The sequence below is a fragment of the Glaciihabitans sp. UYNi722 genome (assembly GCF_040549465.1).
Lineage (GTDB): Bacteria > Actinomycetota > Actinomycetes > Actinomycetales > Microbacteriaceae > Lacisediminihabitans.
The window spans coordinates 1-19,523 of the sequence record NZ_JBEPTL010000015.1; the positions used below are offsets into that span (position 1 = coordinate 1).

Annotated in this window: 15 protein-coding genes; 6 read left to right on the top strand and 9 right to left on the bottom strand. The window is 64.1% G+C overall.

Features of this window, described 5'->3' with window-relative positions; translation table 11 throughout:
* Positions 1 to 375 precede the first annotated feature (375 nt).
* From ABIB56_RS11680 to ABIB56_RS11695, 4 genes are all read left to right on the top strand, one after another.
* Entirely contained in the window at positions 376 to 1,134 is a 759-nt protein-coding gene (locus ABIB56_RS11680) for an SDR family NAD(P)-dependent oxidoreductase (protein ID WP_354569386.1), read from the top strand.
* 18 nt (positions 1,135 to 1,152) lie between these two features.
* The gene (locus tag ABIB56_RS11685; RefSeq protein WP_354569387.1) at positions 1,153 to 1,668 is read left to right on the top strand and encodes a GNAT family N-acetyltransferase; all 516 of its coding nucleotides are present in this window, start codon (positions 1,153 to 1,155) and stop codon (positions 1,666 to 1,668) included.
* A gap of 92 nt (positions 1,669 to 1,760) precedes the next feature.
* Positions 1,761 to 5,543, top strand: coding sequence for an ATP-dependent RNA helicase HrpA (gene hrpA / locus ABIB56_RS11690; RefSeq protein ID WP_354569388.1), 3,783 nt, complete (start codon positions 1,761 to 1,763; stop codon positions 5,541 to 5,543).
* Between the two features lie 9 nt (positions 5,544 to 5,552).
* Positions 5,553 to 6,710: a thiolase family protein gene (locus tag ABIB56_RS11695; protein WP_354569389.1), complete on the top strand. Its 1,158-nt coding sequence runs from the start codon at positions 5,553 to 5,555 to the stop codon at positions 6,708 to 6,710.
* Positions 6,711 to 6,813: 103 nt separating this feature from the next.
* Here the strand turns inward: ABIB56_RS11695 and msuE are convergent, their stop codons facing one another.
* The 5 genes from msuE to ABIB56_RS11720 are packed head-to-tail and all read right to left on the bottom strand — an operon-like array spanning position 6,814 to position 11,774.
* The gene (gene msuE, locus ABIB56_RS11700) at positions 6,814 to 7,443 is read right to left on the bottom strand and encodes an FMN reductase (RefSeq protein ID WP_354569390.1); all 630 of its coding nucleotides are present in this window, start codon (positions 7,441 to 7,443) and stop codon (positions 6,814 to 6,816) included.
* 58 nt (positions 7,444 to 7,501) lie between these two features.
* A complete protein-coding gene (locus ABIB56_RS11705; protein ID WP_354569391.1) occupies positions 7,502 to 9,061 on the bottom strand; it encodes a long-chain-fatty-acid--CoA ligase in 1,560 nt (519 codons plus the stop codon).
* Positions 9,062 to 9,119: 58 nt separating this feature from the next.
* On the bottom strand, positions 9,120 to 9,887 hold the full coding sequence (locus tag ABIB56_RS11710) for an amino acid ABC transporter ATP-binding protein (RefSeq protein ID WP_354569392.1): 768 nt from the start codon (positions 9,885 to 9,887) through the stop codon (positions 9,120 to 9,122).
* Positions 9,884 to 10,882, bottom strand: coding sequence for an amino acid ABC transporter permease (locus ABIB56_RS11715; RefSeq protein ID WP_354569393.1), 999 nt, complete (start codon positions 10,880 to 10,882; stop codon positions 9,884 to 9,886). The genes ABIB56_RS11710 and ABIB56_RS11715 overlap by 4 nt, the downstream gene beginning before the upstream one ends.
* Positions 10,883 to 10,886: 4 nt before the next feature.
* Positions 10,887 to 11,774, bottom strand: coding sequence for an ABC transporter substrate-binding protein (locus tag ABIB56_RS11720; protein WP_354569394.1), 888 nt, complete (start codon positions 11,772 to 11,774; stop codon positions 10,887 to 10,889).
* A 193-nt stretch (positions 11,775 to 11,967) separates the two neighbouring features.
* Here ABIB56_RS11720 and ABIB56_RS11725 point away from each other — a divergent pair, with 193 nt between their 5' ends.
* The gene (locus ABIB56_RS11725; protein ID WP_354569395.1) at positions 11,968 to 12,129 is read left to right on the top strand and encodes a hypothetical protein; all 162 of its coding nucleotides are present in this window, start codon (positions 11,968 to 11,970) and stop codon (positions 12,127 to 12,129) included.
* 152 nt (positions 12,130 to 12,281) lie between these two features.
* Here the strand turns inward: ABIB56_RS11725 and ABIB56_RS11730 are convergent, their stop codons facing one another.
* The 3 genes from ABIB56_RS11730 to ABIB56_RS11740 all read right to left on the bottom strand — a co-directional run bounded on the left by ABIB56_RS11730 (position 12,282) and on the right by ABIB56_RS11740 (position 17,464).
* On the bottom strand, positions 12,282 to 13,277 hold the full coding sequence (locus ABIB56_RS11730) for a ribonucleotide-diphosphate reductase subunit beta (protein ID WP_354569396.1): 996 nt from the start codon (positions 13,275 to 13,277) through the stop codon (positions 12,282 to 12,284).
* Positions 13,278 to 13,361: 84 nt separating this feature from the next.
* Complete coding sequence (locus tag ABIB56_RS11735; protein WP_354569397.1) at positions 13,362 to 15,866, bottom strand: ribonucleoside-diphosphate reductase subunit alpha; 2,505 nt, start codon at positions 15,864 to 15,866, stop codon at positions 13,362 to 13,364.
* 311 nt (positions 15,867 to 16,177) lie between these two features.
* Positions 16,178 to 17,464: an LCP family protein gene (locus ABIB56_RS11740; protein WP_354569398.1), complete on the bottom strand. Its 1,287-nt coding sequence runs from the start codon at positions 17,462 to 17,464 to the stop codon at positions 16,178 to 16,180.
* A gap of 150 nt (positions 17,465 to 17,614) precedes the next feature.
* Between ABIB56_RS11740 and ABIB56_RS11745 the strand changes: the two genes are divergently transcribed.
* The gene (locus ABIB56_RS11745) at positions 17,615 to 18,826 is read left to right on the top strand and encodes an MFS transporter (protein ID WP_354569399.1); all 1,212 of its coding nucleotides are present in this window, start codon (positions 17,615 to 17,617) and stop codon (positions 18,824 to 18,826) included.
* Positions 18,827 to 18,841: 15 nt separating this feature from the next.
* Here the strand turns inward: ABIB56_RS11745 and ABIB56_RS11750 are convergent, their stop codons facing one another.
* Entirely contained in the window at positions 18,842 to 19,399 is a 558-nt protein-coding gene (locus ABIB56_RS11750; RefSeq protein WP_354569400.1) for an NADPH-dependent FMN reductase, read from the bottom strand.
* Positions 19,400 to 19,523: the final 124 nt, after the last annotated feature.

A 19,523-nucleotide genomic window follows, 5' to 3' on the forward strand; every position in this document is an offset into this window, starting at 1 on the left:
CAAAAACCCGCGGCATACTGTTCTACCGACTGCTGCAACAAGCCGTCAACACCGACCCCATAACCCTGACCGATCTCTACGAAATCTAACTGCACCCAAGCAGACATGCAGAACACATATTCGAAGGTTGGTCAGCAATCTGTGGATAAGTTTTTTCCGCGCGATTGTGGAGGAGAGGACCACCAGAGGAGAAGACCCACAGAGGAGACCACCTAGAGCAAGAATGCGCAGAGGCAGAGAACCCCGAGTTCGAGATCAGCAGACAGGCCAGCCATGCATTCGGCTCTGCTATTGAGAACGAGGTTGTGCAACTGGTGCCAGTAACGCAGTATTCGTAGAGGAAACGTCAATGCTGACCACCAGAAGGAGTACGGCTTGAACATCGCCGATTCGGTCGCCATCGTCACGGGCGGAGCCTCAGGATTGGGCCTTGCCACCGCCAGGAACCTCACTGCGGCGGGAGCTCGCGTCGTAGTGCTCGACCTCGAGGGCCAGCGGGCTGCAGCCGAAGCCGCGCAGGTAGCGGGTACGACCTTCGTAGCCGCTGACGTCACCAGCGAGAAGGATGTCGCGGCAGCAGTCGGGCTCGCCACCTCGCTCGGTTCGCTGCGCATTCTGGTGAACTGCGCCGGCGTCGCCCCGGCGGCTAAGGTGCTCGGGCGCAATGGCACACTCCCCCTCGAGGACTTCGAGCGCGGCATCCGCATCAACCTGTTCGGAACCTTCAACGTTCTGCGGCTTGTGGCGGAGCGCATGGTCGGCAATGACCCGATTGACGACGAGCGCGGCGTGATCGTGAACACGGCCTCGGTGGCCGCATTCGACGGCCAGATTGGCCAGGCCTCCTATGCGGCATCCAAGGGTGCTGTGGCCGCGATGACGCTGCCGATCGCCCGCGAGCTGGCCTCCTCGCTCGTGCGGGTGGTAACGATCGCTCCCGGCATCTTCGAGACCCCGATGATGGCCGGCCTGAGCGACAAAGCCCAGGCCTCGCTCGGCGAGCAGGTTCCGCATCCGGCGAGGCTCGGCAGGCCGTCGGAGTATGCCTCGTTGGTGCGGCACATCGTAGAGAACCCCTACCTCAACGGCGAGACGATCCGCCTCGACGGAGCAATCAGGATGGCGCCGCGTTGAGTTCGTAGAATTGGTGGCGTGTCGACACACGCACCACGCCCCGCCCCCGAGCTGCAACCTGGCGATTCCTTCACCCACACGACGCCGCTTGACCCTCTGGCTCAACCGGTGCTTCACGACCTTGAGCGCGAGTACGACAGCCGCTACGGCAACATGTTCGGCCAGCCGGCATCCACGGAGATCTATCGCTACCCGCCTGAGGCCTTCACCGCTCCCGGTGGCACCTTCTTGCTGCTCCTGCGCGGGGGCGAGGCCATTGCGGCAGGCGCCTTCATGACGATCGACGGGAAGACTGCCGAGATCAAACGGGTGTGGACGGATGCCTCCTATCGCGGGCAGGGACTGGCCCGTCGCGTGCTGGCCGAGTTGGAGGCGGAGGCCGCCAGGCGCGGTTTCAGCCAGATCGTGCTGAGCACCGGCCCCCGACAGCCGGAAGCGGTGAGTCTCTACCTCGCGACCGGATACACCCCACTGTTCGACCCGACACTGGACGCGGAGACCATCATGTTCCACGAGTTCCGCAAGGATCTGTAGCTCCCCACTGCGAACTGACATCGCGAAAGAGGACCACGCCCCCAGCGAACGGCTCGGGAGGAGAAGAGCCCACGCCGTAAACTGGGGTGCCCATGTCAGCGTCAGAAGCAGTGCCCGCGATCACCTACCCTGAGGACCTGCCGGTCAGCCAGCGGCGTGACGACATCGCCGCAGCCATCCGTGACAACCAGGTCGTGATCGTCGCCGGTGAGACCGGATCGGGCAAAACGACGCAGCTCCCGAAGATCCTGCTCGAGCTCGGCAAGAAGAGCATCGGCCACACCCAGCCGCGCCGCATCGCCGCACGCACTATCGCCGAGCGCATCTCCGACGAACTCGGCACCCCGCTCGGCGGACTCGTCGGCTACCAGGTGCGCTTCACCGACACCGTGGGCAAAGACACCCGCGTCAAGCTGATGACCGACGGCATCCTGCTCAACGAAATCCACCGCGACCGCCTGCTCACCAAGTACGACGCCATCATCATCGACGAGGCCCACGAGCGCAGCCTCACCATCGACTTCCTCCTCGGCTACCTCAAGCAACTGATGCCGCGCCGCCCGGACCTCACGATCGTCATCACCTCCGCCACCATCGATCCGGCGAGCTTCTCCCAACACTTCGGTGACGCACCGATCGTGGAGGTGAGCGGGCGCACCTATCCGGTCGAAGTCCGCTACCGGCCACTGGTTGCTGAAGCGCCGGTCGAGGAGGACGAAGACGAGTCAGAGAGCCTCGCCGACCTCGATCCCATGGAGGGTATCAACGCCGCCCTGGACGAACTGGCCCGTGAGGGCAACGGCGATGTGCTGGTCTTCCTCAGCGGCGAGAACGAGATCCGGGATGCCGAAGAGTCGATCAGGGGCCGGATTTCGACAGGCTCGATCAGCGAGGGCACCGAAGTGCTTCCGCTCTACGGACGCCTCAGTTCCGCCGAGCAGCACCGGGTCTTCGAGACGAAGCGGACGGCGAGCATCCGTCGTCGTGTCGTGCTGGCCACCAACGTCGCCGAGACCAGCCTGACCGTGCCCGGCATCAAATACGTGATCGACGCCGGCACCGCCAGGATCAGTCGCTACAGCGTCCGCTCCAAGGTACAGCGGCTGCCGATCGAGGCGATCAGCCAGGCCAGTGCCAACCAGCGTTCCGGCCGGAGCGGTCGCACCAGCGACGGTATCGCCATCCGTCTGTACTCTGAAGAGGACTACCTGCGGCGGCCTGAATATACCGAGCCGGAGATCCTGCGCACCAACCTGGCGGCCGTTATCCTGCAGATGATCTCCCTCGGGCTCGGCGACATCGCGAACTTCCCGTTTCTGCAGCCGCCCGACTCGCGCGGTATCAAAGACGGGCTCGACCTGCTGCGGGAACTCGGTGCGGTCGCTTCGACAGGCTCAGCGAACGAGCCGGAAATCACTCGCATCGGCAAGCAGCTCACGCAACTGCCCATCGATCCGCGACTAGCCCGCATGGTGGTCGAGTCGAAGCAGCACGGTGTCACGCGTGAGGTGATGGCCATCGTCGCGGCCCTCAGCATCCAGGATCCACGCGAGCGCCCCCTCGACCGCCGCCCGCAGGCCGACCAGCAGCACGCCCGTTTCGTCGACCCGACCAGCGACTTCCTCACGCTGCTCAACCTCTGGAACTATCTCGAAGAAAAGCAGAAAGAGCTCAGCGGCAACCAGTTCCGGCGTCTCTGCAAATCCGAGTACCTCAACTACCTGCGCGTGCGTGAGTGGAAGGATGTCTACCGCCAACTCGAGCGGATGGCGAAGCCGCTCGGCCTGGTCGTCACCGGCCGGAGCACGAACCCGAACGGCATCCACCGCTCCCTGCTGGCCGGACTACTGAGCCAGCTCGGCATCCGCGACGCTTCCAAGAAGGACTACATCGGTGCCCGCCAGGTGCGCTTCAGCATCTTCCCCGGTTCTGCGCTGGCCAAGAAGCAGCCGGCCGAGGTGATGAGTGCGGAACTTGTCGAAACCAGTCGACTGTTCGCCCGCACCAACGCCGCCGTCGACCTCTCGTGGGCAGAGCCGATCGCGGGCGACCTGGTCAAGCGCAGCTACAGCGAGCCGCACTGGGAGAAGAAGCAGGGTGCAGCCGTGGCGTGGGAGCGCGTCACCCTCTACGGGGTACCGATCGTGGCGCGGCGTCGCGCCCAGTTCTCCCGGGTCGACCCGGCCTATGCCCGCGAGCTGTTCATCCGCCACGCACTCGTCGAAGGTGACTGGGAGAGTCAGCAGGCTTTCGACCGCGCCAACAGGAAGCTTCGGAAAGAGCTCGCGGAAATTGAGGAACGCACCCGCCGTCGCGACATCCTTTATGACGACGAAGCCGTCTTCGAGTTCTATCATCGACGGATTCCCGCCGACATCACCAGCCAGCGCTCTTTCGAGGGCTGGTGGAAGAAGGCGAAGGTCGAGACGCCCGATCTCCTGACGATGACGCCGGAGAACCTGGTCGACGAGCCCGAGACCGAGGCGGTCGCCGAGCTCGTCGAAGCCAGCTATCCGAGGAACTGGCAACAGGGCGACCAGCAGCTCGCCCTGAGCTACAGGTTCGAACCGGGAGCGGAGGATGACGGCGTGACCGTGCAGGTGCCGATCGCCCTGCTCGCGCGTCTCACGCCCGACGGTTTCGACTGGCAGGTCTCCGGATTTCGCGAAGAACTGGTCACCGCGCTCATCAAAGCGCTGCCGAAGAACATCCGCCGCAACGTCGTGCCGGCGGCGGACTGGGCTCGCAAGCTTCTCGCCGAGCTGCCCGCGGATCCCGGGCCCGAATCGCTCGAGGCCACCCTCGCGGCCGCGATCAAGCGACTCACCTACGTGCCGGTCACAGCGGACGACTTCGAGAACGACCGCATCCCGTCCCACCTGCGGATGACCTTCTCCGTGGTGGACGAACGTTCGCGGCAGGTGGCGAGCGGCAAAGACCTGCGCGCGTTACAGCAGCAGCTCAAGTCGACGGTACGGGAGAGCGTTGCGCGGGCATCCGTGACTCCGACGAACGCGATCGAGCGAGCCGGCCTCACCACCTGGGATTTCGACTCGCTGCCGAAGACCCTCGACACGAAGCAGGGCGCCAACACTATCCGCGCCTATCCGGCGCTGGTCGACAACGGCGCCAGCGTCGCCATCCGTCTCATGAGTACCCCCGACGACCAGGCCCGCGCGATGCGAGGCGGGGTGCGACGGATGCTGCAGCTCGCCATCCCCTCCCCCGTGTCCTACGTGCAGGAGCACCTCACCCATGCCGAAAAACTGACGCTGGCGCAAAGCCCGTACCGCACCACCGCCGAGCTCTTCGCGGACTGCATGACGGCCTGCATCGACGACGTGCTGCGCGGACGCGAGATCTGGACGCTGGCCGAGTTCGAGAGGGCACGCGACGATGTGTCGGCCACGATCATGGATGCCATGTTCCAGGCCGTGTCGGTGCTGAGCAGGGTGCTCGCAGCGGCCAGGGGAGCCGAGAAGGCGATCAAGGCGGCCTCGAGTGTCGCGCTGCTGAGTCCGCTGGCCGATTCCCGCGAGCAGCTCAGTGCCCTCATCTATCCGGGTTTCGTCTCGGCTACCGGAATCACGCAGCTGCGCCGCCTTCCGGTTTACCTCACCGGCATCACTCATCGCATCGGCAAACTGGCCGAGAACCTCGGCCGCGACAGGGTCTGGATGACCGAGGTGCAGTCCGCGACGGCGCGATACGAGGCCGCCGGTGGCACTCTGCCGCTCGCACCGGACTCCCCGGCGCATATCGTGCGCGCTCGCTGGCTGCTCGAAGAGTTGCGGCTCAGCCTGTTCGCCCAGCACCTCGGCGCCGCAGAAGCAGTCTCGCTCCAGCGCATCGCCAAGGTGCTCGCTCCGGCGTAGTCTCGAATCATGTCTCAGGCAGTCATCGTCGACGTTGTCCGCAGTATCTCCGGCCGGGGAAAGCCAGGGGGCCGCCTGTCGGCCATGCACCCTGTCGACCTCCTCGCATCCGTGCTCCGCAGCCTCATCGAACGCAGCGACCTCGACCCCGCACTCGTCGACGACGTGATCGGTGGATGCGTCAGCCAGGCCGGACAGCAGTCAGTCAACATCACGCGCAACGCCCTGCTCGGCGCCGGCTTCCCCGACTCGGTGCCCGGCACCACCATCGACCGGCAGTGCGGCTCCAGCCAGCAGGCGGTGGCTTTCGCGGCCCAGGGGGTGATCGCCGGCGCCTACGACATCGTCATCGCCTGCGGTATCGAACAGATGAGCCGCAACCCGATCAACTTCGCCACGCTCGGCGAAGATCCGTGGGGCACACGCGTGCACGAGCGTTACCCCGACGGTCTCGTCGGCCAGGGCATCTCCGCCGAACTCATCGCGGCACGCTGGAACCTCTCGCGCGAGGAGCTGGACGAGTTCTCGGCACGCTCGCACCGGCTGGCTGCGGCATCCGACTTCTCGAACGAACTGGTGGCGGTGGATGACGGCGCGCTCACCGACGAGACCGTGCGCCCTTCCACCACCGTCGAGGGGCTCGCCGGGCTCTCCCCTGCGTTCAGGGAGGAGCAGTACGTGACACGGTTCCCGGAGATCCAGTGGAGGATCACCCCCGGCAACGCATCCCCCCTCACCGATGGGGCCTCTGCAGCGCTCATCATGAGTGAGGAGAAGGCGGCGCAACTCGGCTTGACACCGCGCGCCCGCATTCTGCACAACACCGTGGTCGGGTCCGACCCGATCGAAATGCTCACCGGCGTGATTCCGGCGACCCGACGGATCCTCGATCGGTCCGGGCTGTCCATCGACGACTTCGACAGCTATGAGGTGAACGAGGCTTTCGCCCCCGTACCGCTGGCCTGGACGCGCGAGTTCGACGCCGACCCGGAGAAGCTCAACCCTCGTGGCGGGGCCATCGCCCTCGGACATCCGCTCGGCGCCTCAGGCACCAGGCTGCTCGCCACCCTCGTCAACACTCTCGAGCAGACCGGCGGTCGCTACGGACTGCAGACCATGTGCGAGGGCGCAGGCATGGCGAACGCCACGATCATCGAGCGGATCTGAGGGGCGCCACCCCATCAGCGCGGTGTTTTGTTATCAGCGCGCAGGCTGTAACCGCCGCGCGGATAACAAAACCCCGCGCTGATGGCTGGTGCGGCTCGGGCTGCTAGCTGATCAGTCGAACCGCGACCGGAGCGGCCGGTTCCGGCTTTGACGGCAACTCGCCGTCCAGCGTCTTCACGATCTCCTGCTTCTCGGCGATGTTCGACGTGATCAGCGGGAGCGAGCGGTCGACGACCTTGCGGATGCGGTCGCGCAGAAAGTCGCTGCTGACCCGGTAATCGGTGAAATCGGAGTCGTGCGCGTAGATGCCGAGCGGGAGGGTCAGCGCCTGGAAGAAGGAGAACAGCGGCCGGAACTGGTGCTCGATGATGAGGGCGTGACGCTCAGAACCGCCAGTGGCCGCGAGCAGGATGGGCGTGTCGACGAGGGCGTACTGGTCCACGAAGTCGAAGAGGTGCTTGAACAGCCCGGTGTAGGACGCACGGTAAACCGGGGATGCGACGACGAGCAGGTCGGCGGTCTCGATCCGCTGCAGCTCACGCTCCACATTCTCCGGCAGTCCCGCGCGATTCAGTGATCCGGCGAAAGACGGGCCGAGCTCGTTGAGCTTGATCAGATGAGCGTCGATCGGCAGGTGCTCACCGAGCACGACAAGGATCTCCTCGACGAGGGCGATGGTCTTGGACGGCGCCTGAAGACTCCCCGACACCGCGACAACATTGAGTTTGGTCACCTGTTCGACGCTAATACTTGGGCGGTTATCCCGCGCCAGTGTTGCCTTGAGTTACCGCCTACGGGGTTGGCTCGGCCTCGTAGATCGCCACGAGCTCGCGCTTCAGCACCTTGCCACTCGGCCCGAGCGGGAGGATTTCGACGATCTCGACGCGACGCGGGTATTTGTAGGCGGCGAGCTTCTCCTTGGCGTAGTCGGCGAGCGTCGCGCCGTCGACCTCCACACCCGGACTGAGCACGATGCAGGCCATGATCTCCTGCCCGTGCGTCTCATGGGCGACGCCGAAGACAGCGGCGCTGGAGACCGACGGATGACCGATCAGCACCTCCTCCACCTCACGCGGGTAGATGTTGTATCCGTTGCGCAGAATCATGTCTTTCTTGCGGTCGACGATCCAGAGGAAGCCGTCCTCGTCTTTGGTACCGAGGTCTCCGGTGCGAAACCAGCCGTCAACCACGGCTTTGGCCGACTCGTCCGGCAGGTTGAGGTACCCCTTCATGAGGTTGTGGCCGCGGATGACGATCTCGCCGAGCTCGCCCACCGGCTGCAATTCGATCGCGTCCTCGACATCCGCCCTCGCGATCTCGACGTCGACACCCCAGATGGCCTGGCCGATGCTTCCCGCGCGCGGCGGACGGCCCACGTGGTTGAAGCTCGCGACAGGAGAGGTCTCGGTGAGACCATAGCCCTCGTAGATCTCGACGCCGAACTCGGCGCGGAAGCGCTCGATCACGGCGAGAGGCAGCGACGATCCGCCGGAGATCGCGTACCGCAGCTTCGGGCGGTCACTGGTCTTCTTGGCCGCTTCGAGCAGCGCGATGTACATCGTCGGTACGCCCATCATGATGGTGCACTCGTTGTCGATCAGGGAGCGCAGTGCGCTCTCGCCATCGAACTTCGGCAGCATCACGATCTTCGCGCCGACCCGGAACCCGGTGTTCAGCGTGCAGGTCTGGCCGAAGGTGTGGAAGAGCGGGAGGCATCCGAGGATCACGTCGTCGCTGCGCAGGTCGAAGGTGTTGAGCAGCAGGGTGTTGGTCTGCTCGATCAGGGCGAAGTGGGTACCCTCGGCGCCCTTCGGCTTGCCGGTGGTTCCGCTGGTGTAGAGGATCGTCGCGGTGTCGTCGGGCTGGCGCGGAACGTAGGTGTCGATCGGGTCGGCCTCAGCGGCGAGCTTCTCGAGCTGGAGGATGTCGCCGACCTGCTCCGGAGCGAGCACCGACAGCACCGGAATGCCGGCCTGGGCGCCACCCTTCGCCCCTTCGGCGAGCAGCGGAGCGGCACAGATGAGAAGCGTTGCGCCTGAATCGCGCAGCACGTACTCGATTTCGTCGGCCTTGAGCAGTGCGTGGATCGGCACGACAATGCCACCAAGGCTCAGGATGCCGTAGTAGGCCCGCGGAAAATCGGTCACGTTGGGGATGAGGATCGCCACCGGATCACCCGGCTTCACGCCCTGCGCCCGGAGCGCCCCCGCATAGCCGCGCGCCTGGTCCCAGAGCTCGGAGTAGGTGAACTGCTTGTCACCGACGACAACGGCAGTCTTGTCGGGCAGACGGTCGGCGGACTCCTTGAGAATCGCCGCAGCGGAGAGGGTGGAGTATGTCGGGTCGGTCATGGTTTCCTCGTCATCATTGACTGTGTTTTTCTCGAAGCTACGCCGTATTGCTGGGTTTTTACAGAACCTTCGACAGGAACGCTTTGGTGCGTTCGTGCTGCGGGTTCGCGAGCACCTCTCGAGGGTTTCCGGCTTCGACGACGACCCCGCCATCCATGAAAACGAGTGAGTCGGCGACCTCCCGCGCAAATCCCATCTCGTGGGTCACGACGATCATCGTCATACCGTCGAGCGCCAGCTTCTTCATCACGTCGAGCACGTCGCCGACGAGCTCCGGGTCGAGGGCGGAGGTCGGCTCGTCGAACAGCATGAGCTTGGGGTCCATGGCCAGGGCACGGGCGATGGCGACCCTCTGCTGCTGCCCGCCGCTGAGGTGCGCGGGGTACGAGTCGGCTTTGTCGGCGAGACCGACGCTGGCGAGCAACTCGCGTGCGCGGGTTACCGCCTGGGACTTCGGCACCCGCTTCACGCGGATCGGGGCCTCGATGATATTCTCCAAAGCCGTCATATGCGGGAAGAGGTTGAAGCGCTGGAACACCATTCCGATGTCGCGGCGCTGCAGCGCGGCATCCTGCGGCTTCAATTCGTGGAGCTTGTCGCCTTTCTCCTGGTAACCGACGAGTACGCCGTCGACCCGCAGCCGGCCGGCATCCACCCGTTCCAGGTGATTGATGCAGCGCAGGAAGGTGGACTTGCCAGAACCGCTCGGACCGACGAGGCACATGACCTCTCCGCGCTTCACGGTGAGGGTGATGCTCTTGAGCACCTCGTTCGAGCCGAAGCTTTTGGATACGCGGTCGGCGTCGACCATCAGGGTTTCGCTCATCGTGACCCTCCGTCGGAATGATCTGTTGGCGGCAAGACCGGCCCGCCGACAGGGTCGACCACGAGGATGACTCCCGTCGCCGTGCCGTCCTTCTTGTCGGGCCGGGCATCGCCGACCCCTCTGGCGAAGCGCTTCTCGAGAAAGTACTGGCCGATCATCAGGATCGAGGTGAAGAGCAGATACCAGAGCGATGCCACCAGGAACAGCGGGATCGGAGTGAAGGTCTCGGCCGAGATGTCTCGGGACCTGGTGAACAGGTCGAAGCTGTACGGCACGGCGGTGACCAGCGACGTCGTCTTGAGCATCGAGATCACCTCGTTACCGATCGGCGGGATGATCACGCGCATCGACTGCGGGATGATGACCCGCCACATCGACTGGAACCAGCTCATACCGAGAGCGGTGGAGGCCTCCTCCTGACCGCGATCGACCGAGAGGATGCCGGCGCGCACGATCTCCGCGACATAGGCGGCCTCGTTGAGCGCGAGGCCGATGATCGCGAGTTGGAACACATTGAGCGTGTCACCAGTCGGCAGCGTGATGAAGGGGTGGATGAACGGCAACCCGATGTTGATCACCGGATAGATCACCGAGAGCAGTCCCCAGAAGGTCAGCTGCACGTAGACCGGGGTGCCGCGGAAGATCCAGAGGTAGAACCAGGAGAGGCTCTTGAACACGGGGTTCGGCGAGAGCCTCATCACGGCGAGGATCACGCCGAGGATGATCGCGATCACCATCGAGTAGACGGTGAGCTGGATCGTGTTGACCGCGGCCTCGGAGATTCGGCGGTCGAAGATGTACTTGGCAACCGTCGGCCAGCCGAACGCCGGACGCAGCGCTGCGTCGTAGACGAACGCGGCGACGAAGATCAGGATGATCGCAGCGAAGATGTTGCGGATCGGATGACGCAGGCGCACCGCTGTGATGGGCGCCTCGGCACCGGTCGGTGGCACGTCTGCGCGTGCCACCGAACCGTTTTCTGCCTGGGGGGTCACGCTCTTAGCCGTTTGCGCCGGCGTTGAGCGTGATCGAGTCGACGCCGCCGTCGGCGACTCCCCACTTGTCGAGCACCTTCTTGTAGGTGCCGTCGTCGACGATGCTCTGGAAGGCGGCCTGCAGCGCCTTGGCGAGCTTGCTTCCCTTGTCGACCGCGAGGCCGTACGGCGCCTGTTCGAATGACTTGCCTGCGAGTTGCAGCTTGTCTTTCTGCTTGGAAATCGCGTAGAGGGTGACAGGCGAGTCGGCGCTGAGCGCGTCGGCCTGACCGAGCGCGAGAGCGTTGGTCGCCTGGTCCTGCGCGTCGAACTTCAGGATCTGGATGGCCGGCTTTCCGGCATCCGTGCACGCCTTTGACTTCGCCGGTACCTCGTCGGTGTCTTCATAGGTGGTCGCCTGCACGGCCACCTTGAGGCCACAGGCGTTGTCGGGATCGACGTTCTTGCCCTTGGCGGATGCCCACTGGATGCCTGCAGTGTAGTAGTTGACGAAGTCGACGACCTTCTCGCGTTCGACGTTGTCGGTGAAGGAGGAAAGGCCCATGTCGTACTTGCCACCGGTGATGCTCGGGATGATGCTGTCGAACTTGGAGACCTGATAGCTGGTCTTCACGCCGAGCTTGCCCGCGACAGCATCCATCAACTCCACCTCCCAGCCCTTGGGGTTGCCGTTCGCGTCCTTCGACTCGTTCGGCGGGTAGGTGGGGTCGATGCCGATGACGAGCTTGCCCGCTTTGGCGATCTTGTCGGGGAGGAGGGCCGCGGCCGCATCGTCCTTTTTCGCCGACGAACCGCCGGATGACGACCCGCTGGGGGCCGAGTTGTCTACGCAGCCGCTGAGCGCGAGCGCTGCAACGACGGCGAGCACGGGAATTCCGTATCTGAGACGCATTGCTGTTTCCTATCTGTTTCCTGGTGAGGTAGTGCTGCTGTTATTGCTGGTGGCGCGGAAACGCTGCCGATGAGACGACAGTAGCGGCGGAGTATTTCGGGCGGATGTCGGAGAAACCGAGGAGTGGTGCGCAGCGGGCGGGAACAGCCCACGGATTGCGTCACGATGGTCATTGCGATGACATCCTCGGGTAGTGAAACGCAGCCGCGACATCGTCGTCGTGACCGTCTTCGGAGCCTACACCTCGGTCGATAGCAGACCGTTCACCACGGCGCCGGGCGAAGCCACTCGAAGCCCGATGGCGGATGCCGCATCCAGTCGTTTCTCCGGAGGTTTCAATGCGAACCCTCCATAACCGGATGATTCGCGAACTGGTGGGCCGATTTCTCCGGAGAAACGGGGGGGGGATCGCACCGAAGGACCGAGACCCAGTGGCGCAAATAGTGAGGAGCAGAGGGTAATCCACCCTCTGCTCCTTGCTGCGGAAGTGCCTGCTGAGCGGCTCGCCTACGACTTGCTGCCCACCGTCGCCGAAGCGTTCGACTCGTAGGAGGTGTTGGTCGACTCGAAGAAGTTGACCAGCTGCAGCGTGTCGTTCGCCGCAGCCATCCACTTCGCCGGGTTGGAGACGTTGTAGTGCGCACCGAAGCCGAGCTCCTCCAGGCGGCGGTCGGCAAGGTACTTCACATACTGGTTGATGTAGGTGGAGTTGAGGCCGAGGATGCCGCCGGGGAGCAGGTCGCGGTTGTATTCCTCTTCCATCTCCACGGCATCCAGGATCATCTGCTTGATCTCTGCGGCGAACTCCTCGGTCTGCAGGTCGGGGTTCTCTTCCAGCACCGTGAGGATGAGGTTGATGCCGAACTTGAGGTGCAGCGACTCGTCACGCACCACCCAGTCCATCAGGGAACCGAAGTTGCGCAGCAGGTTGCGCTGGCGGAAGCTCAGCGCCACCATGAAGCCCGAGTAGAACCAGACGCCCTCAAGGATCACGTTGTAGGCCACGAGGTTGCGGACGAAGTCCTTCTTGCCCTCGGTTGTGGTGATGTCGAGAGTCTGCTCGGTCATCCGCTTGATGTAGCGAAGCTCGAACTCCTCCTTCTTCGCCATCGACGGGATGTCGACGTGCGAGTTGTAGGCCGCCTCACGATCGATCGGGAAGGTTTCGAGCACGTACTCGAACGACATGCAGTGATTGGCCTCCTCCCACATCTGCTTGGCGAGGTAGATGCTGCACTCCGCCGCGCTGACGTAGGGGTAGACGCCGAAGGCGAGGGCCTTGTTCACCAGCAGTTCGTTCGGGTTGAAATAGCTCATCAGGAAGGTGACGGCGTGACGCTCTTCGTCGGTCATCTTCTTGAAGTCGGCGATGTCTTCACCGAGCTGGATCTCATTGGGGAACCAGGTGTTGGCGACCGCCTGGTCGTAGAGGTCCATCGCCCACTGATACTTGATCGGTTTGAGGAGCAGCCCCTCCTGGAGGCCGGTTCCGAGAATTCCCATTAGTTGTTTCTTCTCTCGTCTACTGGCAGCTGTCGCACTGCAGTTCGTCCATCGGATCGACCGGGACGTAGTACTCGTCGGGGTTCATGTCTGCTCTCCCGACTTGGGTGCGAGGCCGCCGAAGCCGAAGCCCCTGCGTGGCGCGGCGGAAGCGGGAGCGGTCTCTGCAGCCGCCTCGACAGGAACGGCCGGCGATGCGGCACCGAAGCCCTTGCGAACACCGGTTCCGATCTCCTCCGACTTGTTGACCTTCACCGTGGACTGCTCTGCCGTGTGGCGCGGCTTCATGTGCAGGTAGTAGGTCGTCTTCACGCCGCGCTCCCACGCGCCGAAGTAAATGTCCATCATGTCGCCGAGGTCCCGCGTCTCGAGGTACATATTGCGGCTGATCGACTGGTCGATCCACTTCTGGGCACGCGCCGCCACCTCGAGGAAGGCGTAGGGCGAGAGCTGGAAGCTCGTCTTGTAGACCGCCTTCACCGCGTCAGGGATGGCCGCGACGTTCTGGATATCGCCCTGGCTGCGCAGGATGAGTTCCTTGGTCGAGTCCCAGATTCCGAGCTCCTGCAGGTCGTTCACCAGGTTGCGGTTGACCTCGAGGAACTTGCCGTTCGAGGTGGCGCGGCTGAAGATCTGCGAGAACTGCGGGTCGAGACCGGGCGTGGTGCCCGCGACGAGACCGATGGATGCTGTGGGCGCGATCGCCATCAACGTCGCGTTGCGCATTCCACCCCTCACCTTCACGCGCAGGGCGTCCCAGTCGAGACGCGTTGTGCGGTTGACCGTGATCGGCACTCCGCGGTCGGCTTCGGTGAGCGCGATCGAGTCGAGCGGCACCAGGCCCTTCGACCAGCCGGAACCCTCGAAGTTGGGGTAGATGCCCCGCTCGACGGCGAGATTCGCGCTCTCGTCGATCGCGGCGTACGAGACGTGCTCCATGATCTCGTCGATCAGGTCGTAGGCCTCTTCGCTCTCGTAGCTGTGGCCGAGCCGTTCCACGATGTCGGTGAACCCCATCACTCCGAGCCCCACGGCGCGGTTCTCGTGGTTGGAGAAGTCGGCTTCCTCGACCGACGAGCGCGTGATGTCGATGAGGTTGTCGAGCTGACGAACGGCGAGACGCGCGCTCTCTTCGATCTTGCCGAAGTCGAGCTTCGGCGCCTGCCCTGAGCCTGTAGATGAGTCGATCAGGTGACGGGAGAGGTTGATCGACACGAGGTTGCAGACCGCGACGTTGTCGACGTCTTGCGGCAGCGTGATCTCGGTGCACAGGTTGGAGAGGTGGATCGTTCCGGTGTTGTTGTTGAGCGCGCGGTTGTTGACGGTGTCTTTCCAGCACAGCCACGGGTGCGCCGTGGTCTGCAGTGAGATGAGGATCGATTTGAACTGCTCGCGCGCTCCGATCTTCTTGAACATGCGCAACTCGCCAGCCTCGGCCTTCGCCACGTATTCGGCGTAGCGAATGGAGAACGCCTTGCCGTGGAGCTCATTGAGGTCGGTGACCTCGAGCGGGTCGAAGAGGTACCAGTCGTCGTCGTTCTGCACGCGCTTCATGAACTCGTCGCTGATCCACACGGCGGTGTTGGCGGTACGGGTACGGCGGTAGGGGTCGCCGGAGTTCTGGCGCAGGTCGAGAAACTCAGGGAAGTCGAGGTGCCAGTTCTCCATGTAGAAGGCGAGCGCACCGAACTTCTTGCCGCCGCGGCTGACAGCGCGAAGAATCGAGTCGATGGTGTGCATGAACGGGATCGGGCCCGTCGAGGTCGTGTTGTTGGAGCGAATGGGTGAGCCCTGGGCGCGCAGCTTCGTTACCGAGAGCCCGATTCCGCCGGTGCCCTTGGTGAGCCACATCACGTCGCGGGTCGTCTTCGCGATGTGCTCCATGTCATCCTGCATCTCCATCACGAAGCAGTTGGCGAGCTGCGGGTAGATGGTACCCGCGTTGACGAGAGTGGATCCTGCGGCGATGTACTCGAGCTTCGACATCTTCTCGTAGAACCGGATGGCGTGCTCGGTGGGGTTCGCTTCGTTCAGCGAGAGGCCCATGGCGATGCGCATCCAGAAGTACTGCGGAACCTCGAGGGCGTCGCCGTTGCGGCCCTTGATGCCGTAGCGATTGTTGAGGGTGACCACGCCGATGTACTTGAGCAGCTCGTCGTGTGCGGGCTCGAGGGTGTTCGCCAGCAGGTCGAGGTCGAAGAGCTGGGTGAGCCGCGAGTCGAGCAGCTTCTCGTCGACGCCGCGGGTGATGTTCGCCACGAAGTGGGCGCGGTGCAGCTCGGTGAGCTGCTCAGGCGTCTCGTAGTCGCCGAGCACGCGCTTGTAGATGGTCTTGAGGTAGAGGCGGGCGGCGACGGTATCGAAAGCCGGGTCGTCTTTGACGTTCTGGAGCGCGACCTGGATGACGGCCTCATCCAGCTGCTGCGTCGTGATGCCGTCGAAGAGGGTCAGTTCGAGTTCGCTCGCAATCTGGGTGACCCAGGTGATGTTCTCGTCGAGTCCTGCGCTAGCGTGCTCGATCGCGAGGTTGATCTTGTTGGCGTCGTACTGCTCGCGCTGTCCATCGCGCTTGACTACCGTGATTGCCACGTGGTGCTCCTTATGCGTCTACAAACGCCTCTGCCGAAAACCGACCCCGACCGGCGGTTTTCTCTCCCCTGACGACTTCCGATGAAAGTCCGAAATTAGCTGTTGAATGCATCAGGCTGGGCCGCCGCGAGAGGAAGTCCAGGAGTTGCTGTTCCGCAGTCCCATCACTATATAGCGGGGCACTGACAACGCGGTAACCCCATATGTAGTGGGCGTGTCATCCACAGCTGTGCATAAGTTGTCGGAGTTTTGCACAGCCTGTGGAGAGTTTCTGCGACTCTGGTGTTCCACGAAGAAACCGCACGGTACAGCTAGCGGTTGCCCTTCGTGCAGGTCTGCTGCGCCGCGGTCTGGCCGGTGATGCTCGATGGCAGCACGACGGCGGCGTTGGCCGGAGGCACCGCGGTATCGGTGGCGCCGGGGGTCTCGGTCGGGCTCCCCGTCGGCGACGGCACGGGGGGCACGACCGCGTTCGGATCCTCGACGGCCGCACGTCCGACCTTGCCGCTCAGCTGGATCGGCTGGTCGGCCACCAGTGCCGCGTTCAGGACCTTTGCGGCAGAGCTGATCGGCACCACACGGTTGGGGTTCGACGGATCCGACCCGGTCGGATACTGCAGGAACACCATGTTGCCGAGGCCGATGGTCTTGATCGCGAGACCGATCTCCACCATCGTGGTCGGGTTCGTCAGCGTGTCGGAGAGCTGCATGTTCTTCACCGCCGCCTTGGCGAGAGAATACAGCTGGATCGGGTTGGAGAGCACGCCACCCGACGTCACCTTACGCGCCAGGGCCGACATGAAGACCTGTTGGTTGCTGATGCGTCCGAGGTCGCTGCCATCGGCCACGCCGTGCCTGGTGCGCAGGAACGCGAGGGCGGTTGAGCCGACGATGTTCTGGGTTCCCGCCGGAAGGTTGAGGCCTGTATAGGGATCCTTGATCGCGGTCGCAACACACACGTCCACACCGCCGATGGCATCCGACATGCCGGTGACGCCGTCAAAGCTCACCATGGCCGCGTAGGGGATCTGCAACCCTGTCATCTTCTCGACGGTGAGTACGACGCAGGAGAGTCCGCCGCGAGCCAGAGTCGAGTTAAACATGGCGCCGCTGGTGGCGCCGTAGCTGCCGCCTCCGGGGCGGGGGCAACTGGGCACCGGCACCATGAGGTCGCGCGGAAAACTGACGACCGTGGCGCTCTTGTGGTCTGCCGCGATGTGCAGCAGCATCGTCACGTCATTGTTACCGGCGCCGGAGCTGCTGGCCAGTTCGGACTTGGACGAGAAGGCCCCGCCCTGGCCGGTGCGGGTGTCGGTGCCGGCGAGCAGGAGGTTGACCCCACCCTCGATGGCTCCGATCTGTGGTGGTGCTTCCGTCTGTCCTGGCAGGGCGGCGAGATGGATGCCCGGCTTGATGCTCGAGGCGACATCCCAGACCGCGATCCCCCCTACAGAGGCTGCGGCTACGGCGACAACGGCAGCGGAGATGCCGAGGATCCTGAGGAGCCCGAGCAGAGGATGACTCTTCGTCAGCCTGCCGTGGCGCAGTGGCACGGCATGCGGACGCCGAGCGTCGCGAGACCTTTCACGCATCGTCATATGCCAGAGTTCTCCTCACCTGGTTCCACATGCACTCTATGCGAGGACGACTGGGTAGACGCGGTGAACCGCGCACGGCCGGAAAGCCGGCGGTGCCAGCGCTGACCCAGCCGTCGGGAATAGGGCACCGCCCGATAGGCTTGCATCCTCGTGAGCACCTACCTGAGCCTTCTGAAAACGCGCGGTGTGGCGCGCATCATGGGAGCCCAACTGGTGGCCCGCTTTCCCAACGGAATGCTGTCGCTCGCCTACCTTCTGCACATCGAACGCATCTCGCATTCGTATGGCGCGGCTGGCCTCGTGCTGGCGGCGACGAGTATCGGCCAGGCCATCGCCGGTCCGCTCACCAGTCGCTGGATGGGCGTCTGGGGCATGCGCAAAGTGCTCATCCTCACGACGATCGTCTGCGCGACAGCTGTCGGCACCATAGCCCTTGCCCCTTCCCTGCCGATTCCGCTCTACATGGTGATCGGTTTCATCGGCGGACTGAGCACACCACCGATCCAACCGGCCGTGCGCACCATCTACCCCAAGATGGTCAACTCGCGCCAGCTCACGCCGCTGTTCTCGCTCGACGCCTCAGCCCAGGAGGTCATCTGGGTGGTCGGGCCGGTCATCACCACGCTCATCGCCACCCAGATCAGCACGGTTCTCGCGATTCTCGTCGCGCTGGCCTTCCTTATCGGGGGAGGGCTCTGGTTCGTGGCCTCGCCGGAGGTCGGGCGGGTGCGCATCCCGCGCAGCAAGCGCAACCTCGGCGTGGTGCTGGCGAAGCCCGCCGTGCTGCTGGCGACGGTGACCGGCTTTCTCCTGGTCGGAGCCTGCGCAGCCATCGAAGCCGGCGTCGTCGCCACCTTCGGCGACAGCGGTCCGGAGTCCGGCATCGTTCTCGCGCTGTTCGCTGTCGGCTCCCTCATCGGTGGCCTGTCACTCGGCCACCTGCCGATCGGGCCATGGGCGCTCGCCCGGCGACTGTTCGCCGTCTTCGTCGGCATGGCTCTCGCCGCGTTCTCGCTCAACTTCTGGTGGCTTGCGGTCACACTGCTGATTGCGGGCATCGGCATCGCGCCATCCCTCGCCGTGATGTTCGCGATCGTCTCATCAAGTGTTCGCTTCAGCGAGACCGCGGAGGCCTACGGATGGGTCGGCACAGGTCAGCTCATCGGTGCGGCTATCGGCTCGGCCGTCGCCGGGTTCCTCATCGACAGGTTCGACGCGCCTGGTGCCTTCTGGATCGCGGCGGGCTTCGCGGCCCTCGGATTCCTCATCCCCACCATCTTCCGGCGAGCGCACCCTGACCTGCGCGGTCGTGACGCCAGCCCGATCCCCGATACCGAGCCGGTGCCGGTGCAGCCCTCCTGAGTACCTCGCGCCGGCTCAGCGCAGCGGCTTGAGCACCTCGGCCATGGTCGCAAACTCTTCGAAGAGCTTGCCGAGGATCGCGGACTCCTTCTCGCCCGGCGTGAAAACACCGCTGGAGACCTGTCCACCGGCGAAGGGCAATTCGACCTCCGCACCGACCCGCACCAGTCCGACGGCGATGAGGGCCGGCTCTAGCGCGATGACGCCACGCGTTCCGGCGGAGACGCCGCCGTAGCTTACGAAGCCGACGGGTTTGCGCCACCACTCCTGCGAGAGAAAGTCGATGGCATTCTTGAGAGCCGGGGAGAAACTGTGGTTGTACTCCGGCGTCACGAAGATGAAGCCGTCGGCGGAATCCACTCTCGCGCTCCAATCCAGGGTGTGCTGCTGGGTGTACTGGCGCAGCCGCGGGTGGTTGGGTTCGTCCATGAAAGGCAGATTGAGCTCCGCGAGATCGACAAAATCGATATCGAAACCGCCGTGTTCTTCGGCGGCGGTCTGAACCCACTGGGCGATGGGAAGGCCGATGCGCCCCGGGCGCACGCTTCCGACGACGATCATGATCCTTGACATGGTTCTCCTCTATGCAAATGTATCGACTTCGGGTGCAACGGGCCTGCCAGCACCTTCATTCCTCGTAATGGGGAAGTGGCACGAACCACCCTCCCCCATCCTGCGCCTCTCCGACGCCCATCGC

Coding starts and splice junctions, on each gene's coding strand:
- ABIB56_RS11750 (WP_354569400.1), bottom strand. CDS start 19,399: ATGTCAAGGATCATGATCGTCGTCGGAAGCGTGCGCCCGGGGCGCATC.
- ABIB56_RS11710 (WP_354569392.1), bottom strand. CDS start 9,887: ATGAGCGAAACCCTGATGGTCGACGCCGACCGCGTATCCAAAAGCTTC.
- ABIB56_RS11740 (WP_354569398.1), bottom strand. CDS start 17,464: ATGACGATGCGTGAAAGGTCTCGCGACGCTCGGCGTCCGCATGCCGTG.
- ABIB56_RS11695 (WP_354569389.1), top strand. CDS start 5,553: ATGTCTCAGGCAGTCATCGTCGACGTTGTCCGCAGTATCTCCGGCCGG.
- ABIB56_RS11705 (WP_354569391.1), bottom strand. CDS start 9,061: ATGACCGACCCGACATACTCCACCCTCTCCGCTGCGGCGATTCTCAAG.
- ABIB56_RS11730 (WP_354569396.1), bottom strand. CDS start 13,277: ATGGGAATTCTCGGAACCGGCCTCCAGGAGGGGCTGCTCCTCAAACCG.
- ABIB56_RS11720 (WP_354569394.1), bottom strand. CDS start 11,774: ATGCGTCTCAGATACGGAATTCCCGTGCTCGCCGTCGTTGCAGCGCTC.
- hrpA (WP_354569388.1), top strand. CDS start 1,761: ATGTCAGCGTCAGAAGCAGTGCCCGCGATCACCTACCCTGAGGACCTG.